Source organism: Ralstonia flatus (genome assembly GCF_958439105.1).
Lineage (GTDB): Bacteria > Pseudomonadota > Gammaproteobacteria > Burkholderiales > Burkholderiaceae > Ralstonia > Ralstonia flatus.
Genome location: NZ_CAUDLI010000005.1, coordinates 233,767 through 246,437, shown reverse-complemented (window position 1 = coordinate 246,437; position 12,671 = coordinate 233,767). Strand labels below are relative to the sequence as shown.

General features: G+C 64.9%; 10 protein-coding genes. All 10 read right to left on the bottom strand.

Annotation, left to right across the window (positions count from 1 at the left end; all coding sequences use genetic code 11):
• Positions 1 to 4: 4 nt before the first annotated feature.
• Entirely contained in the window at positions 5 to 634 is a 630-nt protein-coding gene (locus tag R2676_RS13980) for a methyltransferase domain-containing protein (protein ID WP_206272887.1), read from the bottom strand.
• Between the two features lie 23 nt (positions 635 to 657).
• Entirely contained in the window at positions 658 to 2,235 is a 1,578-nt protein-coding gene (gene ubiB / locus R2676_RS13975; protein ID WP_206272889.1) for a ubiquinone biosynthesis regulatory protein kinase UbiB, read from the bottom strand.
• Positions 2,232 to 2,888, bottom strand: coding sequence for a ubiquinone biosynthesis accessory factor UbiJ (locus tag R2676_RS13970; protein WP_206272891.1), 657 nt, complete (start codon positions 2,886 to 2,888; stop codon positions 2,232 to 2,234). Before R2676_RS13970 ends, ubiB begins: the two co-directional genes overlap by 4 nt.
• 146 nt (positions 2,889 to 3,034) lie before the next feature.
• Complete coding sequence (locus tag R2676_RS13965) at positions 3,035 to 4,084, bottom strand: Tim44 domain-containing protein (protein WP_027678238.1); 1,050 nt, start codon at positions 4,082 to 4,084, stop codon at positions 3,035 to 3,037.
• Positions 4,085 to 4,211: 127 nt separating this feature from the next.
• A complete protein-coding gene (gene ubiE, locus R2676_RS13960; protein ID WP_012761151.1) occupies positions 4,212 to 4,943 on the bottom strand; it encodes a bifunctional demethylmenaquinone methyltransferase/2-methoxy-6-polyprenyl-1,4-benzoquinol methylase UbiE in 732 nt (243 codons plus the stop codon).
• Positions 4,944 to 4,995: 52 nt separating this feature from the next.
• On the bottom strand, positions 4,996 to 5,412 hold the full coding sequence (locus R2676_RS13955) for a gamma-butyrobetaine hydroxylase family protein (protein ID WP_206272893.1): 417 nt from the start codon (positions 5,410 to 5,412) through the stop codon (positions 4,996 to 4,998).
• 33 nt (positions 5,413 to 5,445) lie between these two features.
• The gene (locus R2676_RS13950; RefSeq protein WP_206272895.1) at positions 5,446 to 7,290 is read right to left on the bottom strand and encodes an ABC transporter ATP-binding protein/permease; all 1,845 of its coding nucleotides are present in this window, start codon (positions 7,288 to 7,290) and stop codon (positions 5,446 to 5,448) included.
• Between the two features lie 97 nt (positions 7,291 to 7,387).
• Positions 7,388 to 7,840 (bottom strand): HIT family protein, encoded by a 453-nt coding sequence (locus R2676_RS13945; RefSeq protein ID WP_206272897.1) that lies wholly within the window; start codon positions 7,838 to 7,840, stop codon positions 7,388 to 7,390.
• The gene (locus tag R2676_RS13940) at positions 7,837 to 11,874 is read right to left on the bottom strand and encodes an FAD/FMN-binding oxidoreductase (RefSeq protein WP_316857254.1); all 4,038 of its coding nucleotides are present in this window, start codon (positions 11,872 to 11,874) and stop codon (positions 7,837 to 7,839) included. The genes R2676_RS13945 and R2676_RS13940 overlap by 4 nt, the downstream gene beginning before the upstream one ends.
• A gap of 200 nt (positions 11,875 to 12,074) precedes the next feature.
• Entirely contained in the window at positions 12,075 to 12,656 is a 582-nt protein-coding gene (locus R2676_RS13935; protein ID WP_206272901.1) for a YqaA family protein, read from the bottom strand.
• Between the last annotated feature and the right edge of the window lie 15 nt (positions 12,657 to 12,671).

Below are 12,671 nucleotides of genomic sequence, written 5' to 3'. Positions count from 1 at the left end.
CGGATCAATCGGCGCGGCGGCGCCAGACCTGCCAGCGTTCGCGCCCGGCGAACACCGGAATGGAATCCGCCTCGGCAATGGGGATATCGCTGAGGCGCTCGAATGCCGGCAACAGCAGCGCATCCAGTTCGGGCTGCGTGGTCTCGAACGGCGGTCCCTTGGGCACCGCCTCGCGGCCTTCCACCACGGCAAAGAAGCCCGCCAGCAAGCCGCCCGGCGGGAGCAGCCTCGCCACTTGCGCGGCGTAGTCTGGCCAAAGGCGGCGCGGCATCGCGCACAGGAAAGCGCGCTCGTAGATCCATTGCACCGGCCGGGATGGCGAAAAGCGGAAGAAATCCGCCAATTCCACCACGTCAGCGTGCGGGCCCAGCACGGCCTTGGCCGAGGCGACGGCGCTCGGCGCAAAGTCGATGGCCGTGACGGGCCAGCCGCGCTCGGCCAGCCAGCCGGCTTCGTAAGCGTTTCCGCAACCGGGAATCAGCGTGGAAAGCGGCGCAGGCTGCGCTTCGCAAAATTGCCGGAAGGCGACGGGCACCCCTGCCGCGTCCCACGGGGTGTGCTCGCGGGTGAAGCGCTCGTCCCAGAAGGCAGGATCGGCGGCGTCGCGGGATTGGAAGACGGGCGGTTCGGCCATGGCGCTCAGAACGTAAACAGAAATCAGTAGCGAGCCATCCAGGTCAGCACATGCGTCGCGACGATCCCGACCGCGAAGCCGCCGACGAACAGCAAAGCGGCAGACAGCAGCCGGTTCGTGCGCTTCTGCTCGGCAAGCAGCGCGGTGAGCGCCGCGGTCTGCGCATTGCCATCCTCGCGGGAGTGGCGATCCAGAATCTGGTGCATCAGGCGCGGGAAGTCCGGCAGCTTGTTGGCCCATTGCGGCGCCTCGACCTTCAGGCGCTCGACAAAACCGCGCCAGCCGATCTGCTCGTGCATCCAGCGTTCGAGGAACGGCTTGGCCGTCTTCCACAAGTCCAGATCCGGATCGAGCTGCCGGCCAAGACCTTCCACGTTGAGCAACGTCTTCTGCAGCAGCACCAGCTGCGGCTGCACTTCCACGTTGAAGCGACGCGAGGTCTGGAACAGCCGCATCAGCACGAGGCCGAGCGAGATTTCACCCAGCGGCCGATCGAAATAAGGCTCGCAGCACGCGCGGATGGCGCCCTCCAGCTCTTCGACGCGCGTCTCTTCCGGCGCCCAACCGGACTCGATGTGCAGCACGGCCACACGGTGGTAGTCGCGCTGGAAGAACGCCAGGAAGTTCTGCGCGAGGTAGTTCTTGTCGAACTCCGACAGCGCCCCGACGATGCCGAAATCCAGCGCGATATAGCGGCCCAGCGTCTCGGGTGCCACGCTCACGAGGATGTTGCCGGGGTGCATGTCGGCATGGAAAAAGCCGTCGCGAAAGACCTGCGTGAAGAAGATCTCCACACCGTCGCGCGCGAGTTTATGCATGTCGACGCCGGCAGCACGCAGCTCATCGGTGTGCGAGATCCGCATGCCGTGCATGCGCTCCATCACGAACACTTCAGACGTGCACCAATCCCAGAACACTTCGGGGACAAGCAGCAGGTCGGACTTGGCAAAATTGCGGCGCAACTGGCTGGCGTTGGCCGCCTCGCGCATCAGGTCCAGCTCGTCGTGCAGGTACTTGTCGAACTCGGCGACCACCTCGCGCGGCTTCAGGCGCTTGGCGTCGGCCCACAGCTTTTCCATCCAGGTCGCGAGGTCGCGCATGAGCGCGAGGTCGCTGTCGATCACGGGCAGCATGCCCGGGCGCAAGACCTTGACGGCGACCTCGCGACCATCGTAGGGGCCGCCGCGCAACGTGGCGAAATGCACCTGGGCAATCGACGCGCTCGCCACGGGGTGATGATCGAAACGATGGAACAGCGCCGAGAGCGGCTTGCCGAGCGATTTCTCCACGATGGCCGCCGCCACCTTCGGATCGAACGGCGGCACGCGGTCCTGCAGCTTGGCGAGTTCGTCGGCCACATCGGGCGGCAGCAGATCGCGGCGCGTCGACAGCACCTGCCCGAACTTCACGAAGATGGGTCCAAGCTGCTCCAGCGCCAGGCGCAGGCGCACCCCGCGCGGCAGCTTCGGCTTGCGCCCGAGCGTCAGCAGCCAGACCAGCGCGCGAATGCGGCGGCTCTTGAAGCCCGACAACGCGAGCTGATCCAGCCCGTAATAGAGGATGACGAAAACGATCTTGCCCAGCCGGAAGAAGCGCGTCATGCCGATTCACCCTGACGTGCGCCCCGGATCGCCGGCTGCGGGCGTTTTTCGAGCCGCTCCAGCCGCTTGACCAGACGCGCTTCGGCATCTCGCAGCGCCGCCACGTCGGCGGCGAACTGCGCAAGGCGCGCGTGCCGCACGAGCGTCGGTTGCTCATCGGTCAGGTAAGACGCCACCGATTCCGCCAGCGAACGGCCCACCCGCGTGGCTTCGGTGCGGGCAGCCTGCGCGCCGCTCACCATGCGCTGCGCGATCACATCGCCAAACACGCGCGAGAGGTCCTCCGCCGCATCCCAGCGCAGGTTGCGCAGCAGCGTCGACAGCACGTTGGCAAACTCGGCCTCGCCCTCGATGCGCACGTGCTTGAGCACGGCGGCCTGCCCGCCTGCGGCGTAATCGGCTGCGGCGGCCGCAAGCGGCACGACAACGGTCACGGCCGGTTCAACGTCAAGCTCGGGAGCGGTCACCAGGCCGGCGGCGTCCACCTGCAACGTCATCGACATCGGCGCCAGGTCAAAGCGCGCCACGCGGCCCGCAAACGGGCGCAGCGTCTCCTGCGCCCAGGGCTCCTGGCGCAGCAGATGGTTGAGCGCGAGCAGCAGCGGCTGCATCAGCACAAGCGGAAATGGAGACGAAGTGGCTGTCGAAGACATGCGGTGATGGTGCGCAAAAACAGCAGGAAAGCAGCAAGAAGCGGGCTAGCCGCGGGCAACAAAAAGGGCCCGCACCAGACGGTCGGGCCCTATTTTACGGGGAATGTTGAAACGGCCGTTCTGCGCCGCTTCAAGTTGTTACGACATCACTGCAACTGCTGAATACCCGCCAACACCCAGCCGCCTGCGCCCTGCGTCGGCTTGGTCAGGTTCCAGACCTCGGCAAACGGCTGGGCGGGCGCGTTGGCTTCTTCGCGGATCATGCCCGAGAAGCGCACGCTGGCAAGGTACTCGGCGGCCTGCGTTTCGATACCCAGCATTTCGGCTTCGACCGAGACCACGTCGGTCTTGTTGGGCGAAGTGCCACGGTCAGCCAGGTCCATCTTGATCTCGGCGAACATCTCGGGCGTGGTGAACTCGCGGATGTCGTTGAGATTGCCGGCATCCCAGGCGGCCTGCAGGCGGATGAAGTAGACCTTGGCGTTGCGCAGGAACGCTTGCGTGTCGAAATCTGCCGGCACGCCCCACGGTTGCTGCGGCGCGGCTGCGGCCGGTTGAGCGTTGACAGCCTGCGCGGTCGAGGCGGCCGGACCACCCAGGTTCCACGACTGTGCAGCGGTTGCGGCGCCTGCACCCAGCCCCGACGTGTTGCCGGTGTTGAGCGATGCGGCCGCCGGCGCAGAAGCCTGCGGAGCCGGTGCGGCAGGTTGCGGCACGTATGGCTCGCGGTCGCCGCCCAGCGACGGGCCACCCGTGGCGTAGGCCGGGCCTTGCGGACGGCTGCCGCGCACCTTGCGGATGATCCACATCACCACGAAGGCGACGAGCGCGATCAGGATCAGGTTGGACAGCAACGAGGCGAGGCCCGCGCCGAGACCGAATTTCGACAGCAGATAACCGATGCCCAGACCGGCGGCGAGGCCGCCGAGCATGCCACCCCAGTTACGGCCTGGCTTTGCGGCAGGCGCGGCAGGGGCCGGAGCAGCCGGCGAAGGTTGTGCGGCAGGCGCGGCCTGCTGCGTCGGCGACGGCGTCGTGGCCGGCGGCGTCTGTTGGCGTTGCGTCACGGTGGACGACTGCTTGCCGATGCTGCGGCTGCCACCCATGCGCTTGGCGTTGGCGTCGATTGCCGTGCCCAGTGCGAGCGTCGCGACCAGCGCGCCCGCCATCAATTTTCCACCCCAATGCAAACTCATCGCTGTCTTCTCTCCAGTGGCAGTGACGCCATTAGATGAAGACGTCAATGCCGAAATTCAATGTGAAGGATCGTGGCATATCGCCGCAGCGCGCTACATCGCCCATCTGGTGGAACGACGGAAACACTTAAAGGCGACGGCCGACGTGCAGAGCCACGACACCCGCTGTCAGATTGAAGTATTCGACCGAGTCCAATCCGGCCTGTTCCATCATCTGCTTGAGCGTTTCCTGATCCGGGTGCATGCGGATGGACTCGGCCAGGTAGCGGTAGCTCTCGGGGTCGCCCGCCACTTTGCTGCCCAACCACGGCAGCACCTTGAACGAGTACAGGTCGTAGGCCTTCTCCAGCGGCTGCCACACCTTGGAGAACTCCAGCACCATGACCTTGCCGCCTGGCTTCACCACGCGACGCATTTCAGCAAGCGCGCGATCCTTGTGCGTCATGTTGCGCAAGCCGAATGCCACTGTCACCACGTCGAAGTAAGCATTCGGAAAGGGAATGTGCTCGGCGTCGCACAGCGCGGTGGGGGTCAACACGCCGGCATCGAGCAGGCGATCACGGCCCACGCGCAGCATGGACTCGTTGATGTCGGTCAGCCACACCTCGCCGGTGGGGCCGGCCTGGCGGGCAAAGGCCTTGGCCAGATCACCCGTGCCGCCGGCGATGTCGAGCACCTTGTAGCCAGGGCGCACCGCTGCCTGGGCGATGGTGAACATCTTCCACACGCGGTGCAGGCCGCCGGACATCAGGTCGTTCATCACGTCGTACTTGCTCGCGACGGAATGGAACACGCCGGCGACCTTGCCGGCCTTCTCCTGCTCATCGACCTGCTGGAATCCGAAGTGGGTTTGGCTCATGACAGAAAAGGATGCGGATGCAGCGCACAGGCGCCGCAAAGTGAATCGAGAATCAGTGGCTGTGGCCGCAGGCGTGGCCAGCGTTCTCGGCCATCGGGGCGTCGCGGTCGAGGCCGGCAGCGGCCAGACGATCGAGATACGCCTGCCAGAGCGTGGCCTGCTCAACGCCGAGGCGGTACAGATACGCCCAGTCGAAGATGCCGGAATCGTGGCCATCGGAGAACAGCGGCCGGATCGCGTAATTGCCCACCGGCTCGACGCCGACGATGCCGACCTCCCGCTTGCCGGTCTGCAGCACTTCCTGGCCGGGCCCGTGCCCCTGCACTTCAGCCGACGGCGACAGCACGCGCAGGTATTCGAACGGCAGGCTGAACTGTTTGCCATCGGCAAAGGCGATCTCCAGCACGCGCGATTGCGTGTGGACGGTGATGCCGGTCGGGTGCGGGGTGTCGGCGGAAAGTCCGGCCATGAAAACGTCTCGTCGAGTCAGAAAAACGGTGTTTCAGGAAGCGGCCAGCGCAACGTGCGCGGGCTCTTCCACCACCCGATAGCTTACCGCAGTCAACGGGTCGCCTTCGGGGACGTAACGCAGTCGGCGATGGTGGAAACGTGCCACGGTGCTGCGGTGCGCCACGCTGACGATGGTCACATCGGGCATCGATTCGAGCATCAGGCTGTACATGAACGCCTCGGTGTCTTCGTCGAGTGCGCTGGTGGCCTCGTCGAGGAAGAGGTAATCGGGGCGCTGCAGCAAAGCCCGCGCAAAAGCCAGGCGCTGCTGCTCGCCGGGCGACAGGCGCAGGCTCCAGTTGCTCACCTCGTCCAGGAGGCCGGCCAGCGCCGGCAAGCGACAAGCGATCAGCACCTGGGTCAGACGCTCCGCGGTGTATTGGGTGGCCAAATCCGGATACGAAAGTGCGTCAGCCAGCGTGCCGGATGGCAGATAGCTGCGCTGCGGCAGGAACAGCACGCGGGCGTCCTGCGGGACTTCGATGCGGCCGCTGCCATAGGGCCAGATACCGGCCACGGCGCGCACCAGCGTGCTTTTGCCGCAGCCGGACGGACCGTTGACAAGCACCCGCTCACCGCGCGAGAGCGTCATGTCGAAGGGCTCGACCAGCACGTCTTCGGGCTTGCGGTTCGGCAGGTTCAGCGCGAGACCGCGCGCTTCGATGGCGGGTATGGGGGCGGTCTCGACCTCGACATCGCGGACGCCGGCGCGGTGCTCTTCTTCACGCTCTGCGGCGCGGATCGCGCGCTGGAATTCGATCAGACGGTTGGTGGAGGCTTTCCAGGTGACCAGCGTGCGGTAATTCGTAACAAACCACGACATCGCGTCCTGCACCTGGCCGAACGCGGTGGCGACCTGCATCATCCCGCCCAGCGTGAGCGTGCCGCCAAAGTAGCGCGGCGCCGACACCAGAAACGGGAAGATGATGGCGAACTGTCCATAGCCGGAACTGGCAAAGGTCAGGCGCCGCGTGTAGTCCATCAACTGGTTCCAGTTGGCGCGGATGCGCTCGAAGCGGCCGCGCAGGATGGCTTTCTCGGTCGGCTCGCCGCGGTACAGGGCGATGCTCTCGCTGTTCTCGCGCACACGCACAAGCAGGAAACGGAAGTACGCCTCGTAACGCTCCTGCTGGAACGACAGCCCGATCAGCGGCCGCCCCACGAAGTGGATGATGATCGAGCCCACGATCGAATACAGCAGCGCAAACCAAACCATGTAGCCCGGAATGACGAAATCGTGACCGCCCACGCTGAACGCCAGCGGCCCCGACACCGCCCACAGAATCCCGAAGAACGACACCAGCGTCACAGCCGAATTCAGGAAGCCCAGCGCCAAGGTGAGCGTTGCATCGGTAAACGTGCGCAGGTCGTCGGCAATCCGCTGGTCGGGGTTGTCAGCGCTGTGCGTTTGCTCCAGGCGGTAGAACGCCTGCTTGCCGAGCCAGTCATCGAGGAAGCTGCCGGTAATCCAGGTCCGCCACCGCATCTGCAGCATCATCGAGTAGTACAACCGCATGATGGAGCCAAAGATCAGCAATGCGGCGATCCATGAAAAGCGGCCCAGTTGCGTCCAGAATTCGCCGTAGTTCTTCTGCTCGAGCGCATTGTAGAAAAGCCGATTCCAGTCCGTGAACAGCACGTTCATGTAGACCAGAAACAGGTTCAGGCCGATCACCAGCGCCAGCAGCCCCCAGGCCTTGCGGCGATCTTCCGAAAACCAGTACGGACGAATCAGTTGCCAGGTTTCCGACAAATTCAGCCGCCCATGGTGGACGGTCAGTTCGGAGATTGAATCCTTGTGGGAATCGGGCGTGGCGGCGGTGCGCGGTGTCGTCATGGCGAGGGCTGGGTCACGACAGAAAAGAGAATCAGACGGCCTATGCGCCACGTGGGTTCCGCACAGGCCGCGGGGATGCGTTACCGGTGGTTACCGGTCAGACATCCGCAAGCGCGGCCTGCAGCGCGTACGACAGCGCCGGCAACTTGGCCGTGATCTCGGCCATGCGCGCGGTATCGGGCGCGCGTTGCTCGGGGCCCCACACGGCTTCCGGAAAATGCGTGTCCCACCGATAGCGCGGGATGACGTGCCAATGCAGATGCGGCACAAAATTGCCGAAGCTGGCGAGATTGATCTTGTCCGGCGCCAGTTCGGTGCGCAGCACGCGCTCAACGCGGGTGACAACCTCCATCAGCCAATGGCGATCTGCGTCGGACAAGTCGGTCTGCTCGGCCACGTGGTCGTTCCAGATGACGCGGCAGAAGCCCGGAAAGCGCGCGTGCTCGACCAGCACCACGCGCGCGCGGCCATTGCGCCAGACGGGCTCGCCGCCGTCCGTCTCGCACAGCGCGCAGCCGGGCGCCCGTTCGCCGGTCGTCGCAGTCGTCACACGAGAACCCGCTCAATGCCGCCGGCGTTGGCCTGCGCGACGTAGTCCTGCAGCCAGGTTTCGCCGAGCACGTGACGCGCCATCTCGACCACGATGTAGTCGGCCTGCACCGAAACATCTTCGGTGTAGCGCGACAGGCCCTGCAGACATGCCGGGCAGCTCGTGAGGATCTTCACGTCGCCGTTGAACGCCTCGCCGCCCTGGCCGCTGGTCTGGCCGAGACTGCGCAGCTTGTCGGCGCCCTTTTGCATCTCTTCTTCCTTGCGGAAGCGGACCTGCGTGGAAATGTCGGGGCGCGAGATCGCCAGCGTGCCCGACTCACCGCAGCAGCGGTCGTTCTTCTCGATCGCGCGGGTCTGGCCATCGGCACCGATGTTGCCGCCCATCAGCTGGTTGACCAGCTTGGTCGGGTCCATCGTCTTAATCGGGGTGTGGCAGGGGTCGTGGTACATGTACCGCGTGCCTTGCACACCGTCGATCTTCACGCCCTTCTCGAGCAGGTATTCGTGAATGTCGATGATCCGGCAGCCCGGGAAGATCTTGTCGAATTCATACCCCGCGAGCTGGTCGTAGCAGGTGCCGCAGCTCACCACCACCGTCTTGATGTCGAGGTAGTTGAGCGTGTTGGCCACGCGGTGGAACAGCACGCGGTTGTCGGTGACGATCTTCTCGGCCTTGTCGAACTGGCCAGTGCCACGCTGCGGGTAACCGCAGCACAGATAGCCCGGCGGCAGCACGGTTTGCACGCCGGCATGCCAGAGCATCGCCTGCGTGGCCAGGCCCACCTGCGAGAACAGGCGCTCCGAGCCGCAACCCGGGAAGTAGAAGACCGCTTCGCTATCCGGCGTGGTGACCTTCGGGTTGCGGATGATCGGGACGATCTCGTTGTCCTCGATATCCAGCAACGCGCGCGCCGTCTTCTTGGGCAGGTTGCCCGGCATCTTCTTGTTGATGAAGTGGATCACCTGCTCGCGCACCGGCGGCCTGCCCACCGTGGCGGGCGGATGCGCGGTCTGCTTCTTGGCGAATTTCTTCAGGATGTCATTGCCCAGACGCTGCGCCTTGTAGCCCCAGTCGAACATCACCTTGCGGGTGAGGTTGATCGTCTCGGGATTGGTCGCGTTCAGGTAGAACATCGCTGCTGCGGTGCCGGGGTTGAATTTCTTCTGCCCCATCTTGCGCAGCAGGTTGCGCATGTTCATCGACACATCGCCGAAGTCGATCTTGACCGGGCACGGCGTCACGCACTTGTGGCACACGGTGCAGTGGTCGCCCACGTCGGCAAACTCTTCCCAGTGCTTGATCGACACGCCGCGGCGCGTCTGTTCTTCGTACAGGAAGGCCTCGATGAGCAGCGACGTGGCGAGGATCTTGTTGCGCGGGCTGTACAGCAGGTTGGCGCGCGGCACGTGCGTGGCGCACACCGGCTTGCACTTGCCGCAGCGCAGGCAGTCCTTGATCGACTCCGAAATGGCGCCGATGTCGCTCTGCTGCATGATGATCGACTCGTGCCCCATCAGGCCGAACGACGGCGTATAGGCGTTGCGCAGATCAGCGGCCAGGCCTTGCGGGTCGTTGATATCGCGCAGCAGCTTGCCCTTGTTGAAGCGGCCGTTCGGATCGACGCGGCGCTTGTAGGCAGCGAAGTCGGCGATCTCTTCGTCGGTCAGGAATTCCAGCTTGGTGATGCCGATGCCGTGCTCGCCCGAAATCACACCGTCCAGCGAACGCGCCAGCGTCATGATGCGGGCCACCGCCTTGTGGGCGTCCTGCAGCATGTCGTAGTCATCCGAGTTGACGGGGATGTTGGTGTGCACGTTGCCGTCACCGGCGTGCATGTGCAGCGCCACGAACACGCGGCCGCGCAGCACTTTCTTGTGGATCGCCTGGGCCTCATCGAGGATCGGCTTGAACTCGCCGCCGTTGAAGATCTTGCGCAGCTCGGCGCGAACCTCCGCCTTCCACGACACGCGGATCGTCCGATCCTGCAGCAGGTGGAACAGGTTGGCGTCAGGCTGATTCACCAGACGGTCGTCGATGGTCTGCGCGAGGTAGCCCAGGCCGAGGCCAATGAGGCTGGCGCGCGCCGTGGTGACCGGCGTGTCGAGATGGTCCAGTAAATACTGCCAACGTGCGCGCGTGGCACGCAGCAGTTGCTGCGCCTGTTGCACGCGGTCTTCCAGCAGTTCAGCGCTGGGGATTTCGTTGGCGTCGTCGGTGCGGCCCAGCGGCAGGTTGCTGCCGGCAAAGAAATCGAGCAGCGCGTCGGTCAGCTTGAGCTTGCTCTTGATCGACAGCTCGATGTTGATGCGCTCGATGCCGTCGGTGTACTCGCCCATGCGATTGAGCGGGATCACCACGTCTTCGTTGATCTTGAAGGCGTTGGTGTGCTTGGCAATCGCGGCCGTGCGCGAGCGGTCCAGCCAGAACTTCTTGCGGGCCTCGGGGCTCACGGCCACGAAACCTTCGCCGCTCTTGCCGTTGGCCAGGCGGATCACTTCCGAGGTGGCGCGCGCCACGGCGTCATCGTCGTCGCCGACGATGTCACCGATCAGCACCATCTTCGGGAACGCGTTGCGCTTGCTCTTGGTGGCGTAGCCGACCGCGCGCAGGTAGCGCTCGTCCAGGTGTTCCAGGCCCGCGAGGATGGCGCCGCCGGGCTTCTTGGTCTCGGCGTCGAGGTAATCCTTGATCTCGACGATGCTCGGGATCGCGTCACGCGCCTGGCCGAAGAACTCCAGGCACACGGTGCGGATCGACTTCGGCATGCGGTGGAGGATCCAGCGCGCGCTGGTGATGATGCCGTCGCAGCCTTCCTTCTGCACGCCGGGCAGACCGGCCAGGAACTTGTCGGTAACGTCCTTGCCGAGGCCTTCCTTGCGGAACTTGCGGCCTTCGATGGTGAGCGTCTCGGTGCGCAGCAGCTTGGCGCCGACCGGCGCGTTGCCGTCGAACCACTTCAGCTCGAAGGTGACGACCGGCGCATCGTGAATCTTGCCGAGGTTGTGATTCAGGCGCTGGACTTCGAGCCAGTTGCCGTCCGGGTCAACCATGCGCCACCAGGCGAGGTTGTCCAGTGCGGTGCCCCACAGCACGGCCTTCTTGCCGCCCGCGTTCATGGCGACGTTGCCGCCAATGCACGACGCGTCGATCGAAGTCGGGTCCACAGCGAAGACGAGACCGGCCTTGTCCGCCGCATCGGCTACGCGACGCGTGACCACGCCGGCGCCCGAATAGATGGTCGCCACGGGGTGATCGACGCCCGGCAGATCGGTCATCTCGACCGCATCCAGACGCTCCAGCTTTTCCGTATTAATGACGGCCGAGAACGGCGTGAGCGGCACGGCGCCGCCGGTGTAGCCGGTGCCGCCTCCGCGCGGAATGATGGTCAGACCCAGCTCGAAACAGCCCTTGACGATGCCGGCGATCTCTTCTTCCGTATCGGGCGTGAGCACGACGAACGGATATTCGACACGCCAGTCGGTCGCGTCGGTCACGTGCGACACGCGCGACAGGCCGTCGAACTTGATGTTGTCCTTCGCGGTCACGCGGCCGAGCACTTTCTGGGCGCGGCGGCGCAGGTCATACACCTGGGCGAACTCTTCCTGGAATGCCTTGACGGCGCGGCGGGCATGCACGACCAGCTGCTCGACCTTGCTGGCGCGCTCGTCGCCCACGGGGTCGTGATGCGAATCGTGGTCGGCCACACGGCGCTTTTCGATCTCCGCCAGGCGGTGATTGAGTGCGTCGATCAGCATCTGCCGGCGCTTCGGGTTGTCGAGCAGGTCGTCCTGCAGATACGGGTTGCGACGCACCACCCAGATGTCGCCCAGCACTTCGTACAGCATGCGCGCCGATCGGCCGGTGCGACGCTCGGCGCGCAGTTCGTCCAGGATCTGCCACGCAGACTCGCCCAGCAGACGGATGACGATTTCCCGATCCGAGAACGAGGTGTAGTTGTAGGGAATCTCGCGCAGCCGGGGCGCAGCATCCTGCGCCGTGAGTTTGGCGTCGATCAGAAGTGGGGCATTCATGGCGTGCCGCTGGGGAGGAGGTCGCGGCAAGGAGGACAAGAGCCGCGCGGTCTTTAAAGGGCGATTGTACTGCAACGCGCGCCGTTGATGCGTTGCAGCAACGGTATCCCTGCGGCTGATATGGGCGGGAAAAGCGTCGCGTTTTCAATGGCTTGCGAAAAGCGCGGAGGCCTGCGAGTGCGTCCAACGCCACGCAAACGTCAGATCATTACAGCCTTGATCCAGCCAAAGATGCCGTGCCAGAAGCCGTCGGGCAAGGTCATGAGCGCGGCGGTCATCGCCAGATAGCGCAGGAATTTGCCGATGGCCATGTACATGACGCTGGGCCAGAACTTCAGGCGCAGCCAGCCGGCCAGCGTGCAGAGCGGGTCGCCGATACCGGGCAGCCACGACACCAGCAGCGACACCGGCCCGATGCGGCGCATCCAGCGGAAGTATTTCTTGTCGAGCGGAGGCTCGCGGTGCCGCTTGGGGTGTGGCACGCGCTGGGCGTGCTCGGCGTTGTGCTGCCGGCGGCGGCGCGCCAGATGGTAGCGCACCAGCGCCAGCTTGGCCGCATAGCCCATCCACCAGTCGACCATGCCGCCCAGCGTGTTGCCAAGCGTGGCCACCACGATGGCCGGCCAGAACATGTCCGGATTGAGCTTGATGTACGCAAAGACCGCCGGCTCGGAGCCCAGCGGCAGGAGCGTCGCCGAAATGAAACTGACGACGAAGATGGCAGGCAGCCCGACCTTGGGCAGGGCGAGCGTGGCAAAAAGCGTGTCGATCCACTGTTCCATGCGATCGATTGTAGA

Excerpts from the sequence above, each read along its gene's own strand:
- R2676_RS13965 (WP_027678238.1), bottom strand. The coding sequence starts at position 4,084 with ATGAGTTTGCATTGGGGTGGAAAATTGATGGCGGGCGCGCTGGTCGCG.
- R2676_RS13940 (WP_316857254.1), bottom strand. The coding sequence starts at position 11,874 with ATGAATGCCCCACTTCTGATCGACGCCAAACTCACGGCGCAGGATGCT.
- ubiB (WP_206272889.1), bottom strand. The coding sequence starts at position 2,235 with ATGACGCGCTTCTTCCGGCTGGGCAAGATCGTTTTCGTCATCCTCTAT.
- R2676_RS13950 (WP_206272895.1), bottom strand. The coding sequence starts at position 7,290 with ATGACGACACCGCGCACCGCCGCCACGCCCGATTCCCACAAGGATTCA.
- ubiE (WP_012761151.1), bottom strand. The coding sequence starts at position 4,943 with ATGAGCCAAACCCACTTCGGATTCCAGCAGGTCGATGAGCAGGAGAAG.
- R2676_RS13955 (WP_206272893.1), bottom strand. The coding sequence starts at position 5,412 with ATGGCCGGACTTTCCGCCGACACCCCGCACCCGACCGGCATCACCGTC.
- R2676_RS13980 (WP_206272887.1), bottom strand. The coding sequence starts at position 634 with ATGGCCGAACCGCCCGTCTTCCAATCCCGCGACGCCGCCGATCCTGCC.
- R2676_RS13970 (WP_206272891.1), bottom strand. The coding sequence starts at position 2,888 with ATGTCTTCGACAGCCACTTCGTCTCCATTTCCGCTTGTGCTGATGCAG.
- R2676_RS13935 (WP_206272901.1), bottom strand. The coding sequence starts at position 12,656 with ATGGAACAGTGGATCGACACGCTTTTTGCCACGCTCGCCCTGCCCAAG.